General features: G+C 40.4%; 24 protein-coding genes. 4 read left to right on the top strand and 20 right to left on the bottom strand.

Annotation, left to right across the window (positions count from 1 at the left end; translation table 11 throughout):
* Positions 1-38: 38 nt before the first annotated feature.
* From metK to GEZ84_RS00215, 18 genes are all read right to left on the bottom strand, one after another.
* The gene (gene metK, locus GEZ84_RS00305) at positions 39-1,229 is read right to left on the bottom strand and encodes a methionine adenosyltransferase (RefSeq protein ID WP_153222853.1); all 1,191 of its coding nucleotides are present in this window, start codon (positions 1,227-1,229) and stop codon (positions 39-41) included.
* A 357-nt stretch (positions 1,230-1,586) separates the two neighbouring features.
* Entirely contained in the window at positions 1,587-2,930 is a 1,344-nt protein-coding gene (locus tag GEZ84_RS00295) for a DEAD/DEAH box helicase (RefSeq protein WP_153222852.1), read from the bottom strand.
* Between the two features lie 140 nt (positions 2,931-3,070).
* Complete coding sequence (locus tag GEZ84_RS00290; protein WP_153222851.1) at positions 3,071-3,886, bottom strand: endonuclease/exonuclease/phosphatase family protein; 816 nt, start codon at positions 3,884-3,886, stop codon at positions 3,071-3,073.
* Between the two features lie 51 nt (positions 3,887-3,937).
* Positions 3,938-6,118, bottom strand: a complete 2,181-nt coding sequence (locus GEZ84_RS00285) for a PTS transporter subunit IIBC (RefSeq protein ID WP_153222850.1) — start codon at positions 6,116-6,118, stop codon at positions 3,938-3,940.
* Between the two features lie 185 nt (positions 6,119-6,303).
* The gene (gene ftsX / locus GEZ84_RS00280; RefSeq protein WP_153222849.1) at positions 6,304-7,230 is read right to left on the bottom strand and encodes a permease-like cell division protein FtsX; all 927 of its coding nucleotides are present in this window, start codon (positions 7,228-7,230) and stop codon (positions 6,304-6,306) included.
* The gene (gene ftsE, locus GEZ84_RS00275; protein WP_000022266.1) at positions 7,223-7,915 is read right to left on the bottom strand and encodes a cell division ATP-binding protein FtsE; all 693 of its coding nucleotides are present in this window, start codon (positions 7,913-7,915) and stop codon (positions 7,223-7,225) included. Before ftsE ends, ftsX begins: the two co-directional genes overlap by 8 nt.
* Positions 7,916-7,932: 17 nt before the next feature.
* A protein-coding gene (gene prfB, locus GEZ84_RS00270; protein ID WP_125410887.1) for a peptide chain release factor 2 occupies positions 7,933-9,028 on the bottom strand; the annotation gives its coding sequence in 2 pieces (ribosomal slippage) (positions 7,933-8,955 and positions 8,957-9,028; 1,095 coding nt in all).
* Positions 9,029-9,135: 107 nt separating this feature from the next.
* On the bottom strand, positions 9,136-9,792 hold the full coding sequence (locus GEZ84_RS00265) for a CBS domain-containing protein (RefSeq protein ID WP_125410886.1): 657 nt from the start codon (positions 9,790-9,792) through the stop codon (positions 9,136-9,138).
* 303 nt (positions 9,793-10,095) lie between these two features.
* Entirely contained in the window at positions 10,096-10,806 is a 711-nt protein-coding gene (locus GEZ84_RS00260) for an ABC transporter ATP-binding protein (RefSeq protein WP_153222848.1), read from the bottom strand.
* Positions 10,806-11,570, bottom strand: coding sequence for an ABC transporter ATP-binding protein (locus GEZ84_RS00255; RefSeq protein ID WP_153222847.1), 765 nt, complete (start codon positions 11,568-11,570; stop codon positions 10,806-10,808). The genes GEZ84_RS00260 and GEZ84_RS00255 overlap by 1 nt, the downstream gene beginning before the upstream one ends.
* Positions 11,570-12,526: a branched-chain amino acid ABC transporter permease gene (locus GEZ84_RS00250; RefSeq protein WP_000662290.1), complete on the bottom strand. Its 957-nt coding sequence runs from the start codon at positions 12,524-12,526 to the stop codon at positions 11,570-11,572. Before GEZ84_RS00250 ends, GEZ84_RS00255 begins: the two co-directional genes overlap by 1 nt.
* Before the next feature lie 3 nt (positions 12,527-12,529).
* On the bottom strand, positions 12,530-13,399 hold the full coding sequence (locus GEZ84_RS00245; protein ID WP_000941421.1) for a branched-chain amino acid ABC transporter permease: 870 nt from the start codon (positions 13,397-13,399) through the stop codon (positions 12,530-12,532).
* 222 nt (positions 13,400-13,621) lie between these two features.
* Positions 13,622-14,782, bottom strand: coding sequence for an ABC transporter substrate-binding protein (locus GEZ84_RS00240; protein WP_000726112.1), 1,161 nt, complete (start codon positions 14,780-14,782; stop codon positions 13,622-13,624).
* A 72-nt stretch (positions 14,783-14,854) separates the two neighbouring features.
* Positions 14,855-15,136 (bottom strand): YlbG family protein, encoded by a 282-nt coding sequence (locus GEZ84_RS00235; protein WP_153222846.1) that lies wholly within the window; start codon positions 15,134-15,136, stop codon positions 14,855-14,857.
* A gap of 78 nt (positions 15,137-15,214) precedes the next feature.
* Positions 15,215-15,805: an ATP-dependent Clp protease proteolytic subunit ClpP gene (gene clpP, locus GEZ84_RS00230; protein ID WP_000613475.1), complete on the bottom strand. Its 591-nt coding sequence runs from the start codon at positions 15,803-15,805 to the stop codon at positions 15,215-15,217.
* Positions 15,806-15,978: 173 nt separating this feature from the next.
* Entirely contained in the window at positions 15,979-16,608 is a 630-nt protein-coding gene (upp, locus tag GEZ84_RS00225; RefSeq protein WP_000515974.1) for a uracil phosphoribosyltransferase, read from the bottom strand.
* An 89-nt stretch (positions 16,609-16,697) separates the two neighbouring features.
* A complete protein-coding gene (locus GEZ84_RS00220; RefSeq protein ID WP_000136974.1) occupies positions 16,698-17,165 on the bottom strand; it encodes a deoxycytidylate deaminase in 468 nt (155 codons plus the stop codon).
* Between the two features lie 18 nt (positions 17,166-17,183).
* Positions 17,184-17,741, bottom strand: a complete 558-nt coding sequence (locus tag GEZ84_RS00215; RefSeq protein ID WP_153222845.1) for a TetR/AcrR family transcriptional regulator — start codon at positions 17,739-17,741, stop codon at positions 17,184-17,186.
* A 124-nt stretch (positions 17,742-17,865) separates the two neighbouring features.
* Here GEZ84_RS00215 and GEZ84_RS00210 point away from each other — a divergent pair, with 124 nt between their 5' ends.
* From GEZ84_RS00210 to GEZ84_RS00200, 3 genes are read left to right on the top strand one after another with little or no spacing between them, the layout of a single operon-like run.
* Complete coding sequence (locus GEZ84_RS00210; RefSeq protein ID WP_153222844.1) at positions 17,866-18,711, top strand: DegV family protein; 846 nt, start codon at positions 17,866-17,868, stop codon at positions 18,709-18,711.
* A gap of 58 nt (positions 18,712-18,769) precedes the next feature.
* On the top strand, positions 18,770-19,942 hold the full coding sequence (locus GEZ84_RS00205) for an NAD(P)/FAD-dependent oxidoreductase (protein WP_153222843.1): 1,173 nt from the start codon (positions 18,770-18,772) through the stop codon (positions 19,940-19,942).
* A 48-nt stretch (positions 19,943-19,990) separates the two neighbouring features.
* Positions 19,991-20,512: a DUF1697 domain-containing protein gene (locus tag GEZ84_RS00200; RefSeq protein ID WP_153222842.1), complete on the top strand. Its 522-nt coding sequence runs from the start codon at positions 19,991-19,993 to the stop codon at positions 20,510-20,512.
* Positions 20,513-20,553: 41 nt separating this feature from the next.
* Here the strand turns inward: GEZ84_RS00200 and GEZ84_RS00195 are convergent, their stop codons facing one another.
* Positions 20,554-21,294, bottom strand: a complete 741-nt coding sequence (locus GEZ84_RS00195; RefSeq protein ID WP_153222841.1) for a MerR family transcriptional regulator — start codon at positions 21,292-21,294, stop codon at positions 20,554-20,556.
* 245 nt (positions 21,295-21,539) lie between these two features.
* Here GEZ84_RS00195 and GEZ84_RS00190 point away from each other — a divergent pair, with 245 nt between their 5' ends.
* Entirely contained in the window at positions 21,540-22,880 is a 1,341-nt protein-coding gene (locus GEZ84_RS00190; RefSeq protein WP_153222840.1) for a sodium-dependent transporter, read from the top strand.
* A gap of 43 nt (positions 22,881-22,923) precedes the next feature.
* On the opposite strand, the gene manA is transcribed toward GEZ84_RS00190, so the two are convergent.
* Positions 22,924-23,868 carry a mannose-6-phosphate isomerase, class I gene (manA, locus tag GEZ84_RS00185; protein WP_153222839.1) on the bottom strand — a complete coding sequence of 315 codons (945 nt, stop codon included), beginning with the start codon at positions 23,866-23,868 and terminating at the stop codon, positions 22,924-22,926.
* Position 23,869 lies beyond the last annotated feature (1 nt).

Here is a 23,869-nt window from a genome sequence, read left to right as displayed (position 1 = left end):
ATCGAAAAAAGAGGGACTTCCCTCTTTCTTCAATTCATTTATTTGACAGCTTCTTTCAAAGCATCTACCTTATCCAAACGTTCCCATGGAAGATCAATATCTGTACGTCCCATGTGTCCATAAGCCGCTGTTTGACGGTAAATTGGGCGCTTGAGGTTCAGCATTTGGATAATTCCTGCAGGGCGAAGGTCAAAGATTTGACGAGCCGCTTTTTCAAGTTTGCTTTCAGCTACTGTTCCTGTACCAAAGGTATCAATACGGACAGAAACAGGTTGCGCAACACCGATGGCATAGGCCAATTGCACTTCTGCCTTCTTAGCAAGACCCGCTGCAACAATATTCTTGGCAATATAACGAGCTGCATATGAGGCAGAACGGTCCACCTTAGTCGCATCTTTACCAGAGAAGGCACCACCACCGTGACGAGAGTAGCCACCATAGGTATCCACAATAATCTTACGACCAGTCAAGCCTGAGTCTCCTTGAGGTCCACCGATTACAAATCGACCAGTTGGATTGATGAAGAATTTTGTTTGCTCATCCAAGTAAGAGGCTGGAATAACCTCTTTGATAACCTTGTTAATGACATCATTGTGAATTTGTTCGTTGCTGACTTCTGGATCGTGCTGAGTTGAAATAACAACTGTGTCCACACGCACTGGACGGTCATTTTCATCATACTCAACCGTAACTTGTGATTTAGCATCTGGGCGAAGATAGCTAATTTCCCCAGACTTACGAAGTTCTGCCAGACGACGAACCAATTTATGACTGTGTGAAATTGGCAACGGCATGAGCTCTTCTGTTTCATCCACTGCAAATCCAAACATGAGCCCTTGGTCTCCAGCTCCAATCAAGTCCAGTGGATTTTGATCTGCATTCCCACGAACCTCCAAGGCTTCGTTAACACCTTGGGCAATGTCTGGTGATTGCTCAACAAGTGACGGATGAACTCCCACCGTCTCAGCAGAAAATCCATATTCTGTATTGGTATAACCAATCTCTGCAATGGTATCACGAACAACACGGTTAATATCCACATAGGCATTTGTAGAAATTTCTCCAAAAACGTGGACGGAACCAGTATAGACAGCTGTCTCAGCAGCAACGTGCGCATCTGGATCCTTAGCTAAAATGGCGTCCAAAATCGCATCTGAAATTTGGTCTGCAATCTTATCTGGATGCCCCTCAGATACAGATTCAGACGTGAATAATTTACGTTCTGACATAAAAATGTCCCCCCTTAAAAATAGTGTTATAGAGTTACAAAGTACTGATAGAAATCCTTATAATCTGCGAGTTGCGACTCGAAAGAAATAAAAACGATACTTTTTTATTTCTGAAGCTAGTAAGGCGCATAGGGTGGTCGCCCTATAGCGGCAACCGTAGAATGACGAGCGACTACTTTAGAGCCGTCATTCTTTGCGAGTTACGACTCGAAACAAAAAATAGAAATTTCTACCATCTTATCGGGACTATATAACTTTATCATTATACCATTTTTAACCGCAATTTGCAGTGTTTCAATGTAGATATTTCATTCCTATAAATAAAAAAGTTGGAGCTCACTACTCCAACAATTACTATTAAAATGTTTGGCGTTTTGCTTTACGCTCTGCACGACCGCGAGCGCGATTTTCAGCACGCTTGGTTTTGCGACGTTTTTCATCAACCGCCCATTGAATTTTTTTCTTATAACCCGGTTTGACTTTTTTCTTTTTCTTTTTAACCAAACCAATCATTTCGATATCAAGCTTGTCTTGCTTTTTCTCACGATTAGCACGACGATCACGGTCATAAGTATCTTGAAATTCCCCGTCTTTGACCATCTTAGGAGTAAACTTGATTCCCAATTTCTCCAACTCACGAATATCCGAGTCATCACTTGGCTGATAGAGGGTAATAGCTGTACCTGGTAGACCGTTTCGTCCAGTACGACCAACACGGTGCACAAAGAAGGACAAATCTTGCGGAATGGCATCATTGATGACATGACTGACACCTTCAATGTCAATTCCACGCGCTGCCAAATCCGTTGCGACAATATACTCAAAATCTAGATTTTTCACCTGATTCATGATACGCTTGCGCTCACGAGGGGCAATATCTCCATGAATCTTTGCAACTTTCAAACCTTGAGCAGTCAGGTATGAATGCAATTCATCAGCACGCGTTTTAGTGTTAACAAAAATCATTGCCAAATAAGGTTGCATCAGTTGAGTCAACTGGTAAATTTGAGCATTCTTGTCACGTCCCTTAGTAGAAATCAACCAATTATCAATGGTATCAGAAATGACCGTTTTGGTCTTGATTTTCTCCATAACAGGATTTGACAAGTATTTTTTCAAGAATGGTTGCAGTTTTTGTGGGATAGTCGCTGAGAAAACCATGAATTGTAGGTCTTTTGGAAGGCTGCCAGCAATCTTATCAACAGTTTCTAAGAATCCCATATCCAAGGTCATATCAGCCTCATCGACAACAAAAGTCTTGGCCTTGTGAATAGCTAAATCACCAGATTTGACCAAGTCGTAGATACGGCCAGGCGTTCCGATAACAATATGAGGCTGGTTACTTGCCAATTTGTCAATCTGGCGAGCCTTATCAGTACCACCCACGTAATTAACCACACGAACTTCCACTTCTGAGTGGGCTGCAATCTGACGAGCTGCTTGATAAATTTGAGTAGCCAACTCACGGCTCGGTGCCGTAATCACTACCTGTACACTATCACTAACTTCATCTAATTGCTGGAAAATCGGTAACAAGAAAGTGTGAGTCTTACCTGAACCTGTTTTTGATTCACCGACTAGGTCACGACCTGCCAAAACAATCGGAATCAACTTATCTTGTACCTCTGTTGGAGTTGTAAATTTCAACTCCTCCAAGGCTTCTCTAATATAGTTTTTAAATTGAAATTTCGTAAATGACATAATATCCTCGATTCTATCTATCTGTTCAATTATACCACATTTTATTCCATTTCAGTAGTCTCACTTATTTAGGCTATTTCCAGCACCTTTTCTAGTCAGAAAAAGGCTGGAATTTTATAGTTCCAACCTCTTTTCAGTTATTATTTCCAGTTTAACATAGCATTCAAACCATAGTGATCACTCACTTGTGGACTCTTGTTACCATCAAATACAACATGTAAATGTTCTACGACTAACTCTTGGGTAGTAAAAACATAATCGATTCGTAGAGGTTCAGTGTTCCCTTTCCAGCCATCAATTTCTGGTGGAACGGTATAGCTACCGCTTTTCTCTTGAGCAACTTCAAAAGCGTCTTGTAAGCCTAATGGACTAGATAAAATAGCTTGGTAGCCTTCCTGACCAGCTGGGTTGTTGAAATCTCCAGCAAGCAAAAGTGGCTTGTTCAATTCTTTCAAGACAACCTCAAATCGTGCCCATTCTTCTTGGAAACCTTTATCCCACCAAGATAGATGAACACTGGCAACTGCTAGCTCCTTACCATCGACTACAGTCTCAGCTAGGGCAACACGACGAGTATGATAGTCTGTTGGATCATCCACATCTGAAACCAAAATTTCTCTGGCTTCAATAGGTGTTTTAGACAAGATAGCCACACCTTCATGGTAGCGGTCATAACCAATATGGTTATAGGCCCAAGTCCAGTAGTAATTTTTCCCTTGCTCTGACAACTTTTCAACCAAAAGTCTAACATAGTGGTCTTGATGAATAGGCTCAGCTGCTGGCAAAGCTTGATAGAGATCATTAACTTCTACCTTAGGCGAGGTAATCTCCTGATTGATTTCTTGGAAACAAATCAAATCATAGTCTTTATCAAGAATATCTTCAAGCAAGAGCTGGAATTTTTTTTCAGCTTCTTTTTCCATCCAGCTATGAGTATTGAGTGTTAAAAATTTCATGCTTTTCTCCTAAAACAAGAGGTTGGAAAACAGCTTCCAACCTCAAGTATATTACAATTCTACTTTAGCAACTGCTGTTTTAGCTGCAAGAGAACCTGTTTGTTCTAATTTAACTGATTTAATAGCTTCAGCATTTGTGAAGACAACCACTGTTGAAGTTTCACGACCTGCTGCACGGATAGCATCTAAGTCAGCTGTGACAAGTAAGTCACCTGCTGCAACTTTTTGTCCTTCAGCTACGTGAACTGTAAATGGTTTTCCTTCAAGACTTACTGTGTCCAAACCAATGTGAACAAGTACTTCAAGACCTGCTTCAGTCACAAGACCAAGAGCATGTTTTGTAGGGAAGATGCTTGATACAGTACCTGAAACTGGAGATACAATGTTTCCATTTGCAGGTTCTACAGCAAATCCATCACCCATCATTTTTTGAGCAAATACTGGATCTTTTACTTGTTCCAAAGCAACAACTTGACCGTCAGCTACTGAGTAAACTTCCTCAGTAAGACCTTTGAATTGAACAGTGTTTTGTTGCGCTTCTGTCATTTGACTTGGAAGAGTTTCAGGAATGATTTCACCTGAGTCAAGAATATCTTGGATATCAGATTTCAATACGTCTGCTTTTGGACCGTAGATAGCTTGAACTCCTTGTCCTTTCATGACAAGACCCATAGCTCCTTCTGCTTTCCATTGTTCTGCATCACCGACCTTGTCAGTATCTTTAACAGTTACACGAAGACGAGTCATACATGCATCCACATCAACGATGTTTGCACGTCCACCAAGAAGGTTGATAATGTTTACAGCTTGAGAACCTGCTGCAACTTTCACTGCGCTGCTAGCTTCTTCTGAACCTTCAGCAGTTTCGTAGTTTCCATTACGTCCTGGAGTTGCGTAGTTGAATTTTTGAATCATGAAGTTTGCGATAAAGTACATGATTACGGCAAAGAGAACTGTTACCCAAACAAAGTTAACGATATCCATACCGATACCAGCGCTAATCGCAATAGGTGTACGAGTCAAGAACTCAATTGAACCAAATGAGTGCATACGTAGGTTCACGACGTCAGCCATAGCGAAGGCCGCACCTTGAACAAGTGAGTAAACAAGATACATAGGTGTTGCGATAAACATGAACATGTATTCGATTGGTTCAGTAACCCCTGTCAAGAATGTTGCAAGAGCTGTTGCAATCATCATACCTTTGTATTTATGTTTCTTATCAGCATCAACATTACGGTAGATAGCCACAATCACACCCATCAAGATACCGAATGAACCGATCATTTGACCAACTTTGAAACGAGCTGGGTGAACAGTATCTAACAAGTGTTGGTATTGAGTAGCATCAGTACCTTTAAGGTTTACAAGGTCTGTTACCCATGCAAGCCAAAGTGGATCTTGACCAAATACTTGACTACCTTTAGCTGCACCAGTTAAGACCTCATAAGTACCACCAAGAGCTGTGTAGTTCATTGGGATAGTCAACATGTGGTGAAGACCAAATGGCAAGAGCAAACGTTCCAATGTACCATACAAGAATGGTGCAAGGATTGGAGCAGTTTCTTGTGAGTTAGCAATCCAGATACCAAAGCTATTGATACCAGTTTGCACAAGTGGCCAGAAAGCTGAAAGTACAATTGCAGCAATTACTGAACGAAGAATAACTACAAACGGTACAAAACGTTTTCCATTAAAGAATGAAAGTGCATCAGGAAGCTTACGGAAGTTATAGTATTTATTGTAAGCAGTTGCTCCAATAAAACCAGAAATAATCCCTACGAAGACACCCATGTTAAGTGCTGGTGCTTCCATAACGCTAATAAAGTAATCAGCAACTTTGATTGAGCCACCAAAGAGAGTTGTTACCATAGCTTCTGGATTTTTCAACATGTCTCCTGATACGCCAAAGATTGTACCAGTGATACGGTTGATTAGGATAAAGGCAAGACCTGCAGCAAACGCACCACCAGCACGTTCCTTAGCCCAGCTTCCTCCAATAGCGAGGGCGAACAAGATATGAAGGTTAACGATAACTCCCCAACCGATTTGCTCTAGTACACCACCAGTAATGACCAGTGGAGCAAAGTTAGGGTTAATCATCACAAGCGACTTACCGATTGAAATCATCAAACCAGCAGCCGGCATAACGGCGATAACCACCATCAAAGCCTTACCGAATTTTTGCCAAAACTCGAAAGACAAGACATTTTTGAATGTATCTTTCATCATTCAAATCTCCTTTATTTTTATTTAGGCAAACGTTTTACGAAAACGTTTGCACTTAACTATGTATTCATTATACCACTTTAAATTTTTTTGTAAAGGCTTTTATAAAAAAAAGTATATTTTTTTATAAAATTTTTCTAGCAAAAAAGGAGATATTAAAATCTCCTCAAATATACTTATATTCTATTTTAGATTTTCAAGAAACGTCTCATTGAAATTCCTGATCCCAGTGAACCAATGAAAATACCAATCACAAATAATAGGGCAATCATCAGTGGACTGAATACCTCTGGTGAAATCATTGAAAGGTTTTGACCGACTAATGACTTATTAACCGATTGGTAAACCATTTGATAAACAACAAATACCAGAACTGATGGAAGGGTTGCTCCAAGTAAACCAATGAAGGCACCTTCAAGCAAGAAAGGTCCACGGATATAACCGTTCTTAGCCCCTACTAAACGCATGATTTGAATTTCACGGCTTCGTGAAATAATGGTGATACGTATCGTATTAGAAATCAAGAACACTGCAATGAAAATCAATAATCCCGCGATAACTAGTCCCCAGACACGAATAAATGAAGCTAACTTGAACAAGCGTTCTGTATTGGCACCACCATCTTGGACTTCTGATACACCTTCAATTTTTTTAGCCTCCTCGGCTACAGTTTTTACATCACTTGGTTGTATTGTATCAACGATATAGGCATCATATAGAGGATTGGCGTCACCATCAAAGATTTTCCAGTTGTCCCCCATTGTCTCAGTTAATTTTTCATATTGTTCTTCTTTACTCGAAAAAGTAACACTCTTAACTGTAGACATCCCCTTCAAAGTATTATATACCTTGTGGTAGTCGTTATTGGTAACGGTTTGACCTTCTTTTTCAATAGTCTCGCTATTATCAGCTACGTCCTTGCGAATGTATACCATTACTCGGACATTGTTTTCAATATCTGTAGCTAGTTTCGCTGTATTGAAAATAACAGAAGCAAATATTGCCACCAAGGTCAACGTAATCATGACTGAGCTGACAGCAGCCACTGTCATCCAACCATTTCGTTTCAAGCTTTTTAACGATTCAAATAAATGGCGAAAAAATCTACTAATCATCGTATCCATACTCTCCTTTAGCTTCGTCACGAACGACACGGCCATTTTCAATGGCAATGACACGGTGGCGCAAGGTATTTACAATCTGACTATTGTGGGTCGCCATCAAAACAGTTGTCCCTTGGAGATTGATGCGTTCCAGCAAATTCATAATTTCCCATGAATTATCTGGATCCAAGTTTCCTGTTGGTTCGTCCGCAATCAATACTTTTGGATTATTTACAATAGCACGCGCAATCGCAATCCGCTGTTGTTCTCCCCCCGAAAGTTCATTTGGGAAAGAACGAACCTTATGCTTCAATCCAACGAGGTCTAAGACTTCCATAACACGTTTTTTGATATTACGGCGATTTTCCCCGATTACTTCCATAGCGTAAGCAATATTTTCATAGACAGTTTTCTTTGGCAACAATTTATAATCCTGAAAAACAACCCCAACACTTCGACGTAGAAGCGGAACATCTTTCTTTTTAATCTTAACCAAATTAAAGCCAGCAACTGATAGGCTTCCTTTATCGATTTTTACTTCACGATATAGAGAACGAATAAAGGTTGACTTCCCTGCTCCTGAAGGTCCTACGATGTAAGCAAATTCCCCTGGTTGAACACTGACCGAAACACCGCGTAGGGCAGTCGTCCCGTTGTCATACTTTTTAACAACATCTCTCATTTCAATAATTGACATGTGAGTTCCTTTCTATCTTAGCTGATTCGCCACTTGAGATAGGCATCGATAAAACCATCTAGGTCTCCATCCATAACCTTATCTACTTGTGCAACCTCAAAGCTAGTTCGGTGATCTTTTACCATAGTATATGGCGTGAAAACATAAGAACGGATTTGGCTTCCCCATGTGATTTCCTTTTTCTCACCCTTGAGGGAATCAACCTCCGCAGCTTTCTTTTCTTGCTCCATTTGATAGAGCTTAGCCTGCAACATCTTCATGGCACGATCTCTATTTCCATATTGGGTACGATCGACCGTTGACTGGACGACAGTTCCCGTAGGAATGTGTGTCAAACGCACACCTGTTGAAACTTTATTGACGTTTTGTCCACCAGCACCACCTGAACGGAAGGTATCCATCTTGATGTCATCTTCACGGATTTCCACTTCAATGGTATCATCCAGCTCAGGCATCACTTCTACAGATGTGAAAGAGGTGTGGCGACGTTTGGCAGAGTCAAATGGTGAGATACGAACCAAACGGTGAACACCCATTTCTGACTTGAGGAGACCATAGGCATTAGGCCCTTCAAAGGACAAGGTCACCGACTTAATACCTGCTTCATCACCAGCTTGGTAATCCAAGACTTCTACTTTAAAGCCTTTAGCATTTCCATAGCGAGTGTACATACGAAGCAACATATCCCCCCAGTCTTGAGCCTCTGTACCACCAGATCCTGGATGGATTTCCAAGATGGCATTGTTATGGTCATAAGGTTCTGACAAGAGAAGGGTCATCTCATAGCTAGTCATCATCTTATCAAGTTCTGATAACTGCGTTACCAGTTCTTCATGCACCGACTCATCTTCAGTTAAAAAGTCTAATAAAATTTCAACTTCATCCTGCAACTCTTCCATTTTGTGGAAGGTATTGTAGGTGTTTTTTAATTCATTTAATTCTTGCGACGTTTTTTGGGCCGCGATATTATCGTTCCAAAAATCAGGTTCTGTCATCTTGTTTTCCAAGATGGCAATCTCTTCCTCTAAACCTTCGAGGTCAAAGAGACCCCCTGAAAGAAGCTAATTTTTCACGATTTGCGTCAATTTTTTGACGAATTTCTGAAATGTCCATAAATACTCCTTTTTTATATCGTTTTATTATACCATAATCTATCATTTCTTTCCATCTTTTGCTCTACTCCCCTTTTCATGAAAAAAGAAGCCTTACGGCTTCCCTTCTTACAAAATTTTAGCAGAAGTACGACTAATCTCTTCTACTTGGATGTTTTCTGCTTCAAATTTTTCTTTCAAGGCTGGTAAATCGATTGATCCATCAATTTGAACTTCGATAATCACCTTACCATCCTTACGTGGAATATTTACTGTATGGGAGATATTCAAATTTTCTTCTACAATCAAAGAAACAATCTTTCCGAGTACACCAACTTCATTTTCCGTAACAAAGCGCACACGAATTCCTTCTTCTCCATAGCCAGCAATTTCAAGAAAGGCTTGGAAAACATCACGGTCAGTAATAACCCCATAGACTTGATGGTTATCTACGACAGGAAGAATACCAATCTTGTTTTTCAACATCAGATAAGTTGCATCTTCTAGACTAGCATAGCCTGAGACAGTGACAACATCACGAATCATGACATCTTTTACTTTTGTCTTATTCAGAAGATAGTTCATCTCATAGATAGAAAGACTTGTTGCTTTGGATGGACTTGCTTGCGCAATGGTTCCTTCAGTTACCAAACCAACCAATTGATCATTTTCGATAACAGGCAAGCGGTGCAATCCTTGCTCTCTCATCAAATCTGCTGCATGAGATACTGTTGTATCTGGACTAATATACACTACCTTGCGGGTCATAAAATCTTTAACTGCCATGAGACTTCTCCTTTTCTATTCTTATCCCTATTATACAATCTTTTTGTAAATCTATCAAACGCTTACATTTCTTTTTCAAAATTCAGAAAAGTATGAATAAGCTAGCAAAAAGAGCTCTAAAATCGAGCTCTATGAATGAGGGTAAGATACCTTTCATTCGATTTATTCAATTATTAGAAATTCATCTTTCAGTGTAGATGCAGATTTGTTTGCAATCGCCATCTGCCAACTAAAATAATCCACTGGATTTGATGATTGTTTCGCAATCTTCATCTGCCGACTAAAAAGGTCCCCCGGACCTTTTTAGCCACCTAGATATGCTTTTCTGACTTCTTCTGATGAGGCGAGTTCTTTTCCTGTTCCTGATAGAACGATTTTTCCTGTTTCCAGTACATAGCCTCGGTCAGAGATTGCGAGTGCCTTATTAGCGTTCTGTTCAATCAAGAGGACGGTTGTTCCTTGTTTCTGTATATCTTGAATGATATCAAAAATCTCTTGGATAAAGATTGGGGCAAGTCCCATTGATGGTTCATCTAAAAGGAGAAGTTTTGGTGTTGACATAAGAGCGCGTCCCATGGCAAGCATTTGTTGTTCCCCTCCTGAAAGAGTGGCTGCATCTTGGTTCTTCCGTTCTTCAAGACGAGGAAAGCGTGAGAAAACCTTCTTCAAGTTAGCTTGATTTTCTTCACGATTTTTCTTTAAGAAAGCTCCCATTTCAAGATTTTCCATAACAGTCAAGCCAGAGAAGACGTGGCGTCCTTCTGGTACTTGTGAAAGACCACCTGCCACGATTTTCTGAGCTGGCATTTTTTGGATTTCTTGACCTAAAAATTCAATTTTTCCTGAACTCGGTCTAACCAAACCAGACAAGGTACGGAGAATAGTTGTCTTACCTGCACCATTGGCACCGATAAGGGAAACAACTTCTCCTTCATTCACTTCAAAGCTTACATCACGGACTGCTTGGATCATACCGTAATGCACAGAAAGATTTTCAACTTTTAACATAGACATTAGGCTTCACCTCCTAGATAAGCTTCGATAACGCGTTTATTGGTCTTAATTTCGTCTGGAGTTCCTTGAGCAATCAAACGACCATATTCAAGTACGTAGATACGTTCTGTTACTTCCATGACCAGATTCATATCGTGTTCAATCAACATGATTGTAATCTTAAATTCATCTTTGATACGACGAATTAACTCAGTCAATTCCGCTGTTTCCTGTGGGTTCATACCTGCTGCTGGTTCATCTAAAAAGAGAATTTTAGGTTCCGTAGCAAGGGCACGAACAATTTCCAAACGACGTTGTTGTCCGTAGGCGAGGTTTTTAGCAAAAGTCTCTGCATCACCATCTAAATCAAAGATTTTCAGCAATTCCAAAGCTTTAGCCTTTAATTCTTTTTCACTCTTATAAAAAGCTGGTAAGCGTAAGAAACTAGCAAAAACATGTTGTTTGTGATGGTTGCCAAAAGCAATCAAAACATTGTCCAAAACTGTTAAGTCTTTAAAGAGACGGATATTTTGGAATGTACGTCCAAGTCCCAAAGAAGCAATCTTATAAGGTGCCTTTCCATTCAAAAGGTGACCATCTAAGGTTACCGTTCCCTCGCTTGGTTCATAAACACCAGTCAAAAGGTTGAAAAGGGTGGTTTTCCCAGCTCCATTTGGACCGATTAGTCCAACCAGTTCCCCTTCGTTCAATTCAAGAGTCACATCTCCAACAGCTGTTAGACCGCCAAAATGTTTGGTTAACTGTTTTACTTCAAGTAATGCCATTAGTTTTGTTCCTCCTTCTTAGATTTTTTAAAGAAACGTGATAGGCTCAATTCCCATGTTCCAAGGAGTCCACCTGGTCTGAAAATCATTACCAATACCAAGGCCAAAGCGTAAATAATCATACGCACACTAGCAACATCTTGGAGAAGCATATTCAAAATTCCCAGAACAATAGCTGAAACAATGGCACCTGTAATGGAACCAAGTCCACCAAATACAACAATGATCAAAACGTTGATTGAGTTGATGAAAGTGTAATCTTTCGGTACAACTGAACCGATAAATCCTGCCTGAAGTGACCCTGCAATACTTGCAGTAATTGCACCAAAGACGAAGGCGATAATTTTAATTTTAGTCGTATTAACCCCAACTGACTCAGCAGCGATTTCATCCTCACGAACAGAGAGGGTTGAACGACCAATTGGACTACGCAAGAAGTTCAAGGTTGCAATGGTTGTAATCACGACAAAGAAGTAAACCATTTGCCAAGTTGTAAAGTTAGGAATCCCTAAGATACCTGCCGCACCATTTGTAAGGCTTCCACCATTGATGATAAAGATACGGATAATTTCAGATACACCGAGAGTTGCTACCGCAAGATAGTCCCCCTTCAAGCGCAAGGTTGGAATTCCGACAAGTAAGGCAACTGCTCCTGAAAGCAAAGCCCCTACAAGCATAGCTCCAAAGAAGGCACCGTAGGTTGGTGATTTAGAACCAATAATAGCAGCGGCATAGGCACCAATCGCCATGAAACCAGCATGCCCAAGTGAAAATTGTCCTGAAAAACCAACGATTAGGTTAAGACCAACAGCCAGAATAATATTAATTCCAATTTGTTGTAAAATCTGTACATAGAATAGATTGAGTACTCCGACTGAAACCAGTACACTAATCAAGCCATAACCAGCTAGTAAAAGGAGTAACCATAGAATATTAACTTTTAAATTTTCCTTCATCGTTTACACCTTCTCTTTCACATTTTTACCAAGGATACCAGCTGGGCGGACAATCAAGATCAACAACAAGATTCCATAAACAATGGCATCACGGAAGTCTGACATTCCAAAGGCTGTCGCAAAGGTTTCCAATAGACCAATTACAAAGCCACCAAGAGCCGCACCAGGAATGATTCCGATACCACCAAGTACTGCGGCAACGAATGACTTAAGACCTGGAGTAACCCCCATCAAAGGCTCAAGAGAGTTATAATAGAGGGCAATCAGAACACCAGCTGCACCCGCAAGAGCAGAACCCAAAGCAAAGGTAAAGCTGATAGTACGGTTTACATTGATCCCCATCAATTGCGCTGCATCGCTATCTACGGATACTGCACGCATGGCTTTCCCCATCTTTGTCTTTTGAACAATGACTTGTAACAAAATCATCAAAATCAAGGAAATGGCCAAAATCATTAACTGCACATTTGTTAGGCTAATTGGTCCCAAATCATAGCGAACTGTTTGAATTGCTTGAGGGAAGGCACGCGTATTGGCACCAACCAGATAGACCATACCATACTCCAGTAGGAAGGAAACCCCAATAGCTGTAATCAAAACAGCAATACGAGTAGAGTGGCGCAAAGGTCGATAAGCAAGGAACTCAATCACGACACCAAGAATGGCTGTCGCAAGCATAGCTACAATAAGCGCTACGAAGAAATTCATTTGGAAAGAATTAATCAAGAAATAACCGATAAAGGCTCCCATCATATAAATATCACCGTGGGCGAAGTTGATGAGCTTGATAATTCCGTAAACCATGGTATATCCTAGGGCTAACAGCGCGTATACACTACCTAGAATCAAACCATTTACTAGTTGTTGGAGCATAAAATTCACTCTTTCTATTTATAATTTTGAGGGTTTTCCCTCACTTTTTGATAGGTTCTTATACTCAATGAAAATCAAAGAGCAAACTAGGAAACTAGCCGCAGGCTGTACTTGAGTACGGCAAGGCGACGTTGACGCGGTTTGAATTTGATTTTCGAAGAGTGCTAAACATCGAAACAGGGAGTGAGTCAGAGGCTCATTCCCTATTTCAACATTTTTCTATTATGGTTTTACAACTTCTGCTGCTTCAACCTTACCATTGTTCATGGTCATCATGTAAGCAGTTTTAACTGTGTTGTGGTCCGCATCGAAGCTTGTTTGACCAGTTACACCTTCAAAGTCTTTTGTTTTAGCAAGATTATTCTTGATTTCACCTGAGTTTTTAGCACCTTTTGCTGCGTTTGCTACAAGATGAACTGAATCATAAGCCAAGGCTGCAAATGTTGAAGGCTCTTCATTGTACTTAGCACGGTAAGCGTCAAGGAAGGCTTTAGCTTTAGCTGAAACTTCTACAGTAGTTGAGAAGCCTGAGATAAAGTAGATATTTGATGCTTTTTCAGGAGTTGCTTGTTGCACAAACTCTTCACCGTTGAATCCATCACCACCAACGATTGGCTTGTCAATTCCCATACCACGCGCTTGGTTTACAATTTTACCAGCTTCAGTGTAGTAACCAGGAACAATGATAGCATCAAAGTCTTTCCCTTTCATTTTTGTAAGGGCTGCTTGGAAGTCTGTGTCGCCTGCTACGAAAGTTTCATCTGCAACGATTTCACCTTTGTAAGCTTCACGGAAAGCTTTGGCAATACCTTTAGCATAGTCGCTGGCATTGTCAGTGTAAAGAACAACTTTCTTAGCTTGCAATTTGTCAGAAACATAGTTTGCGATAATTTTTCCTTGGAAGCTATCTTGGAATGTTCCGATAAAGAGGTAATCTTGACCTTTAGTCAATCCATCTTGAGTCGCACTTGGCGAAATCAATGGAACACCTGCTTTTGTAGCGTTAGCTACCGCAGCTGCAGTTGCACCAGATGTCGCAGGTCCTACGATTGCTGATACTTTAGATTGGGTTACAAGGTTAGTTGTTACTGAAGCAGCTTCTGCTGTTTCAGACTTGTTATCTTTATCGACTACTTCGATTTGTTTTCCATCGATACCACCTGCGGCATTGATTTCATCAACGGCAAGTTGAGCACCTTTTTGTTCAGATGTTCCGTAGGCTGCTACGGCACCAGTTTCCTCGAAGTTAAATCCGATTTTAATTGTCTTTTCATCTACTGAGTTACCAGCAGCGTTTGACGCTCCAGACTTCACTTCTCCACAGGCTGCAAGAAGTGCTACACTTGCAAGCGCCACAAACGATAGGGCAAATTTTTTCTTCATCTTTTTTGTCTCCTTATTTCTTAAATAAATAGCATGTTAAGAATATACCGAATTATCAGAAAATTGTCAACACTATTCTTGAACTTTTTCGATGATAACGTTTTCCTCTCGATAAAGATTGCCCACAAAGGGTGTTTCCAGCTCTTGGATATGACAAATTCTGACTTTTTTGATAAATCTTTCCTTACCTAATTTCTCAACTACGCTCTCTAAATTCTCTGTTGGAACATAAAGCTGTAAGTAACGATATTTCTTGGAATGATAGGTAATATCTCCATAATCCTGCAGTTTTTTGGCATCACGATTATAGTAAAGATAGATAATCAAGCCAGATCGATTAACTTTTTCAAACATGGTAAATCCTCTTTCTAAGAAATCTCTCCCTATTATACCAAAAAAAGCAAACCCAGTCGAGTTTGCCTTCTTTGATTATTAGTTCAATGAATTGTTGGCCATGATTTCATCAATGAAGCCATATTCAAGTGTTTCTTGGGCACTCATCCAGTTATCACGTTCTGCATCTGCATGGACTTTTTCGATTGACTGACCTGAATTTTCAGCCAAGATTTTTTCCAAGGTATTACGAGTTTTAAGCAAGTGTTCTGCAGCAATCGCCATATCGGTTTGTTGGGTACCACCACCTGTACCACCCATTGGTTGGTGAATCATGTATTCGGCATTTGGAAGCATGAAACGTTTGCCTTTGGCTCCACTTGATGCGATGACTGTACCCATAGATGCAGCCATTCCCATAACGATGGTTTGGACATCTGCCTTGATAAAGTTCATGGTATCAACGATTGCCAAACCAGCTGAAACAGAACCACCAGGTGTGTTGACATAAAGGTAAATATCTTTTGTACTATCTTGGGCATCCAAGAAAAGCAATTGGGCAATAACAGAGTTAGCCATATTGTCTTCAACTGGACCTGTCAGCATAATGATGCGGTCTTTGAGAAGACGTGAGTAAATATCGTAAGAACGTTCTCCACGACTTGTTTGTTCAATAACTACAGGAATCATTCATTTCTCCTTCTGAGTTTTATTTTTGTTTGTCAAATGACTGAAGATAAGACTATTATAATATCTTGGTCAAAAAAGGTCAAATTTTTGCTCCGTTTTCATTAGACAGAAACAAAAATTCAACCTCCTTTCGTGACTGGAAATTCTTTTTCAAGTCAATCTTCTTTTCGATGTTATTTTGTACCGAACAAGCGGTCTCCAGCATCTCCAAGACCTGGAACAATATAACCGTGTTCGTTCAAGCGTTCATCCAAGGCTGCTGTAAAGATTTCTACATCTGGATGAGCTTCTTGAAGGGCTTTAACACCTTCTGGAGCAGATACAAGGCAAACAAATTTGATATTTGATGCGCCACGTTTTTTAAGAGAATCAACAGCCAAGATTGCTGATCCACCTGTTGCCAACATTGGATCTACTACAAAAATTTGACGTTGGTCAATGTCCTCAGGCAATTTCACCAAGTACTCAACTGGTTGAAGTGTTTCTTCATCACGGTACATACCAATGTGACCAACTTTAGCAGCTGGAACCAAGCTCAAGAGACCATCAACCATCCCGATACCTGCGCGCAAAATTGGAACGATGGCCAATTTCTTACCTGCCAATTGTTTTTGAACTGTTTTTGTAATTGGTGTTTCGATTTCCACATCTTCTAGTGGAAGATCACGAAGTACTTCATACCCCATCAACATTGCAATCTCATCTACTAGCTCACGAAAAGCTTTTGTAGAAGTATCTGTACGACGCAAGATTGACAATTTGTGTTGAATCAGTGGGTGATTAATAACTTCAATTTTTCCCATTTTTTGAGTTCCTTCTTTCAATTTATTCTTCTTATTATACCAAAAAACGGTTTAAAAATCTTTCTAAACCATTTATTTTTGATAATTTTTTACATTAGATCTGCCTCTTTAAGAGCTTCCTGTACGGTCTCAAGTGGTAGATGGGTTAATTCTGTCCCTTTTTCTTGATAAAGGTATTGGGCATAGTCGTCCATTCGGTACTGGTTTATATAAACCACGCGCTTACAACCGACCTGAAGCAATTGTTTTGTACAGTTGAGACAAGGAAAATGGGTTACATAGGCTGTAAAGCCTTTGGGAACACCACGTTCTGCACCTTGAAGGATAGCATTGACCTCAGCGTGAAGGGTGCGAACACAGTGGCCTTCAATGACCAGACATTCGTGGTCAATACAATGCTCAGTCCCTGACACCGAACCATTGTAACCAGTGGAAATTACCTTATTATCCTTAACCAAAATCGCACCCACTTTGGCACGTTTACAAGTGGAACGATTGGCAATTAGTAGAGCTTGGGCTGCAAAATATTCATCCCATGCTAGTCTTTTTTCAGTCATATCTCTTCTCCTTTTTCTCTATTTTTTAAAAAATGGTAACCGTAAATCCGCAATCTTTTCAGCAGGTACCTTCATGCCATCCTTGATCCATTTTAGAAGGACAGAGACGATGGCCGAACTCCAGAAGGAATGAAGATAAGAGCTGACACCTTTTGATTTTCCATGGTATTTTTCTAGAAATTCCTGCACGGCTTGGACAAAGATTTTTTCCAGATGGTAATCCAAGGCCAATTGAATCACTCTAGCTTCCTTTCTTGCCTCACGGAAAAGGTGAACCCAGACCAGATAAAGGTCTGTCTTTAAATCATAATGGTGCAACTGTTCCATGATGTTGTGGACACTCCGTTTAAAGACGCTCTCTAAAATTTCCTCTTTGGAATCATAATTACGGTAAAAGGCCGCACGCGAAACGCCTGCACGTTTGACCAATTCAGAAATACTAATCTTGGTCAAGTCCTTTTTTTCCAAGAGTTGCAAGAGGGCTGTTTCAATCGCTTCTCTAGTTATTAAATTGGATTCTTGGTTTGATTTTCTGAGATTTTCAAGAGATTTTTCAGAGATTCTACGTTCAGACATAACATTTTCTTTCTACTTGTCACAACAGACGGATGAGGCTTTTGTTTCAAGGGTTTTCATGATATAATTGTAAAAAAAGACAGAACCTTTGTCAATGTATAACTGACAAAGATGGAGAATTTCTATGACTTGGAAGATTATTGCTGACTCTGGTTGTGATTATCGTCAACTAGCAAAACCAGCTATTGACACGACCTTTGTAAGTGTTCCCTTAACCATTCAAGTAGCTGATCAGGTCTTTGTTGATGATGCCAGTCTTGATATTGACCAAATGATGGAAACCATGTATGCAACTGCAGAAGCTTCAAAATCAGCTTGTCCAAGCCCAGATGATTATTTGCGAGCATTTGAAGGAGCCAAAAACATTTTCCTAGTAACCATCACAGGTACTCTTTCTGGTAGTCACAATAGTGCTCAACTGGCTAAGAATATTTATCTGGAAGACCATCCTGATACTAAGATTCATGTGATTGATAGTTTGTCTGCTGGTGGTGAAGTTGACTTGCTCGTAGAAAAATTAAATGACTTGATTGACCAGGGCTTATCTTTTGAAGAAGTGGTTGCAGCTATCACTGCCTATCAAGAAAAAACCAAGTTGCTCTTTGTTCTAGCCAAAGTCGATAACTTAGTGAAAAACGGCCGTTTGAGCAAGCTTATCGGTACGGTAGTTGGCCTTCTAAATATCCGTATGGTTGGGGAAGCTAGTGAAACTGGAACACTCGAATTGCTGCAAAAAGCAAGAGGACCAAAGAAATCAGTTCAGGCAGCCTATGAAGAGTTAGTGAAAGCTGGATATGCTGGTGGCCGTATTGTCATGGCCCAACGCAATAACGAGAAATGTTGTCAACAGCTTTCAGACCGAATCCGTGAAAATTTCCCACAGGCGGATATTAAAATTCTCCCAACATCTGGTCTCTGCAGTTTTTATGCAGAAGATGGTGGTTTGCTGATGGGATATGAAATTGATTAATTGCATTCTTGACAAGAGGTGACCTTCATCTCTTGTTTTTTTGTGGTACAATAGAGCTATGAAACATTTTGATACTATCGTCATCGGTGGAGGACCTGCTGGCATGATGGCTACAATTTCCAGTAGCTTTTATGGTCAGAAAACTCTCCTCATCGAAAAAAATCGGAAACTTGGAAAAAAATTAGCTGGGACTGGTGGGGGACGTTGCAATGTCACCAACAATGGAACTCTAGATGATCTACTAGCTGGCATCCCTGGGAACGGACGCTTTCTTTACAGTGTCTTCTCTCAGTTTGATAACCATGATATCATCAACTTTTTTACAGAAAATGGTGTTAAACTTAAGGTCGAAGACCACGGCCGCGTCTTTCCTGCTAGCGACAAATCTCGGACTATTATCGAGGCCTTGGAAAAGAAAATCACTGAATTAGGTGGCCAAGTTGCTACTCAAACAGAGATTGTTTCAGTAAAAAAGGTAGATGACAAGTTTGTCCTTAAGTCAGCTGACCAAACCCTCACTTGTGATAAACTCATTGTCACAACTGGTGGAAAATCCTATCCTTCAACTGGTTCGACTGGTTTTGGTCACGAGATTGCTCGTCATTTCAAGCACACCATTACCGAGCTTGAGGCCGCTGAAAGTCCTTTGTTGACAGATTTTCCACATAAGGCCTTACAGGGGATTTCACTGGACGATGTGACCCTAAGCTATGGCAAACATGTCATCACACACGATCTGCTCTTTACCCATTTTGGTTTGTCAGGTCCTGCTGCCCTGCGTATGTCTAGTTTTGTCAAGGGTGGGGAGGTTCTCTCTCTAGATATTTTGCCTCAACTTTCTGAAAAGGACTTGGCTACATTTCTAGAAGAAAATCGGGAAAAATCCTTGAAAAATGCTTTAAAAACCTTGTTACCAGAACGTTTGGCAGAATTTTTTGTGCAAGACTATCCTGAAAAAGTCAAACAATTGACTGAAAAGGAACGAGAACAACTTGTCCAGTCCATTAAAGGACTTAAAATTCCTGTAATTGGTAAAATGTCTCTTGCTAAGTCATTTGTTACCAAGGGTGGCGTCAGTCTCAAGGAAATCAATCCTAAAACTCTAGAAAGTAAGCTGGTACCTGGTCTCCACTTTGCTGGCGAGGTACTGGATATCAACGCCCATACGGGTGGCTTTAACATCACTTCTGCCCTCTGCACCGGCTGGGTTGCGGGATCAAATCCAATCTAAATCTAAATTATTCAATGGCTAAATCAGCCCCAAAAGAAAGGAAGTCCTTTGGAACATATTATCTTGCTAAGGGGAGTTACTCCTAATGGAAAAAATGCTATCCCTAAAATGTCTTATCTAGTAGATATTTTGACAGAAGCTGGTTTTCAACACGTTCGAACCTATATTCAAAGTGGGAATATCATTCTTGAAAGTGACTTAGATTTAGAAAAAATACGAGAATGTGTTCATACTCTGATAAAGGAAAAAATTGGGGCGGACTTAAAAATGGTTATCAAGAATAAGAACAATCTTGAAGAGATTGTTCATGAGAACCCGTTTGGAGAACACTATCTTTATGACCGTATACACGTGATTTTTTATCAAGAATCTATTCAAAATCTCCCTTTAGAAAAATTGAAAATTGATTACGGTGAAGAAGAAATTTGTATCGGTAACCATTGTCTTTACCTCTATCTCCCTAGAACTGCAAAACAAAAGAAACTCCATACCAACTATCTTGAAAAGCTTTTCAATGTAGATTTGACCATGCGAAAACTAAATGTAGTAGAAAAATTATTAAGCAAGTAGTGCTTGAATTTAGAAAAAATCGGAAGAACACTCCTCCGATTTTATTTTATCTGAGTTTGGACATAGTGGGCAATGACATCTGATGTGTACTGGGCTGTACCATCTCCAAATTTATCAATATTTTCCTTAAACTCTGGGTTATAGACGTAGCCCTTGCCGATATATCCGAAGACCTCAACAGAACAATCAAATCCATAAGTACGAATGGCTTGCAAGAGCTTGGCTGCTTGCTCTTGATTCTCAGTTTCTGTTACAGGCAGTCCAGCTTGAAGATTTTGTGCCAAAGCTTGAAAAACTTGGTTGAAGGCAGCCGTAGCCTCGTTTTCGTGACCTTTCTGGCGCTCAATCGCTTGATCCATCACTTCTTGTCCATATTTCTCTATCGCCTCTTGGTGGTATTTTTGATGATCTTGGTAGTTAAATCCTGCGAATTTCTCTTGAATGGTCATTTCTCTTTCTCCTTTATGTTCTTGAATGGTTTTTTGCAAGGTGGAAATCAAGGTATCCAGACGTTGCCTTTCTCGAGTCAAATAGTCCAACTGCCTGGTCAAATGAGGTAATAAATCTGATCTATCTTCCTTTAATAGCTCTGCTATTTTTTCTAAAGAAAATCCTAGATATTTGTAGTAAAGAATGACCTGAAGGCGTTCCAAATCCTCTTGGCTGTATGTTCGATAGCCGTTTTCTGACTTTAAAGGAACCAAGAGTCCTATCTTATCGTAGTGGTGTAGGGTCTTGACAGAGACACCTGAAAGCTGGGCGGCTTCTTTTATATGGTACATGATTTCCTCCTTACATATATAGTATAACCCCTCCCCTTAGGTCAGAGTCAAGCTTTTTTGTAAGATTTTTAAACTTTTTGAGAAAGATGTAAAGCTTGAAAATGGTTTTCTTGACAGACCTTTGAAAACATGATAGGATAGTCAAGTCTATCAATCAAAAGAAAAGCTCATCTTGAGTACTTATGAGGCTATTTGCCAAGGGCAGTAGCTTTTTCTTTTGTAACATTAATTTTAGGAGTTTAACTATGTCTGAAAAATCGCAATGGGGTTCTAAACTGGGCTTTATCCTCGCATCTGCTGGTTCAGCCATCGGACTTGGAGCCGTTTGGAAATTCCCCTACATGACTGCTGCTAATGGTGGAGGAGGCTTTTTATTGGTCTTTCTCGTTTCCACTATTTTAATCGGTTTCCCACTTCTCCTTGCTGAATTTGCCCTCGGCCGAAGCGCTGGTGTCTCTGGGATTAAAACATTTGGAAAACTTGGTAAGAATAATAAGTACAACTTCATCGGTTGGATTGGTGCCTTTGCCCTCTTTATCCTCTTATCGTTTTACAGTGTTATCGGAGGATGGATTTTAGTCTATCTAGGCATTGAGTTTGGAAAATTGTTCCAACTTAGTGGAACAGGTGATTATGCTCAGTTATTTACTTCAATCATTTCAAATCCAGCCATTGCCCTAGGAGCTCAAGCAGCCTTTATCCTGTTGAATATCTTTATTGTATCACGTGGTGTTCAAAAAGGGATTGAAAGAGCATCTAAGGTTATGATGCCTCTCCTCTTTATCATCTTTGTCGTCATCATCGGTCGTTCTCTCAGTTTGTCAAATGCCATGGAAGGGGTTCTTTACTTCCTCAAACCAGACTTTTCAAAACTGACGAGCGCTGGTCTCCTCTATGCTCTGGGACAATCTTTCTTCGCCCTCTCACTAGGGGTTACAGCTATGTTGACCTATGCTTCTTATTTGGACAAGAAAACCAATCTGATCCAATCAGGGATTTCCATCGTAGCAATGAACATCTCGGTATCCATCATGGCAGGTCTAGCCATTTTCCCAGCCATGTCAGCTTTCAATATCCAGTCTGAAGGGGGACCAAGCCTTCTCTTTATCGTCTTGCCTCAACTCTTTGACAAGATGCCTTTTGGAACTATTTTCTACATCCTCTTCCTCTTGCTCTTCCTCTTTGCGACGGTCACTTCTTCCGTCGTTATGCTGGAAATCAATGTGGGCAATATCACCAACCAGGACAACAGCAAGCGTGCTAAGTGGAGTGTTATTTTAGGAATTTTGACCTTTGTCTTTGGAATCCCTTCAGCCCTTTCTTACGGTGTTATGGCAGATGTTCACATTTTTGGGAAGACCTTCTTTGACGCTATGGACTTCTTGGTTTCCAATCTCCTCATGCCATTTGGAGCTCTCTGCCTTTCACTCTTTACAGGCTACATCTTCAAAAAGGCTCTTGCCATGGAGGAACTGCATCTTGATAAAACGGTATGGAAACAAGGACTGTTCCAAGTCTGGCTCTTCCTTCTTCGCTTTATTATTCCAATTATCATCATTGTGGTCTTTATCGCCCAATTTATGTAAATACAAAAAAGGACTTGAGTAATGAACTCAGGCCCTTTCTTTTTTATGGATGACTAACAATTAATTCTAAATCTTGCCCTTCCAAGGTCCACGCTTCAACATCACTTGGTAGGATAAAGTGGCTACCTTTTTGGATTGGATAGTTTTTTCCGTCAACAGTCAGCTGACCTTGACCAGCTAAGACACTCAACAAGCTGTAGTCAGCTGTCTTTTCGAAGTCAACTTTTCCATCGATTTCCCACTTGTAGACTGCGAAGAAATCATTGGATACAAGGAGAGTAGAACGCAAATCATCTGCTTTGACAGTCACAGGACGGCTATTGGCAGGCTCTCCAATGTTTAAAACATCGATAGATTTTTCAAGGTGAAGTTCACGCAAGTTGCCCTTGTCGTCCTTGCGGTCAAAGTCATAGACGCGATAGGTGGTGTCACTAGATTGTTGGGTTTCAAGAATCAAGATACCTGCACCAATAGCGTGCATGGTGCCACTTGGTACATAGAAGAAATCTCCAGCTTTGACAGGGACTTTTGTCAACAAATCATCCCAGTTCTTGTCCTCGATTTGCTGGCGGAGTTCTGCTTTTGACTTGGCATTGTGACCGTAGATAATCTCTGAGTCTTCATCCGCAGCTATGATGTACCAGCATTCTGTTTTTCCGAGTTCGCCTTCATGCTCTAGTCCATAAGCATCATCTGGGTGAACTTGGACGCTGAGCCAGTCATTGGCATCGAGAATCTTGGTCAAAAGTGGAAATACGGGTTCTGGACGGTTGCCAAACAACTCACGGTGCTCTGCATATAAAGTAGCTAGATCTGTTCCCTCGTAGCGACCATTTGCGACCTTTGAAACACCATTTGGGTGAGCTGAAATGGCCCAGTATTCCCCGATTTTTTCACTTAGAATGTCATATCCAAACTCATCACGTAGCTTGGTACCACCCCAGATTTTTTCTTGCATAACTGATTGTAAAAATAATGGTTCTGACATC

The organism is Streptococcus mitis, from assembly GCF_009496155.1.
GTDB lineage: Bacteria > Bacillota > Bacilli > Lactobacillales > Streptococcaceae > Streptococcus > Streptococcus mitis_BQ.
Note: the sequence above shows the minus strand (reverse complement) of the source record. Positions and strands in the feature narration are given on the sequence as shown.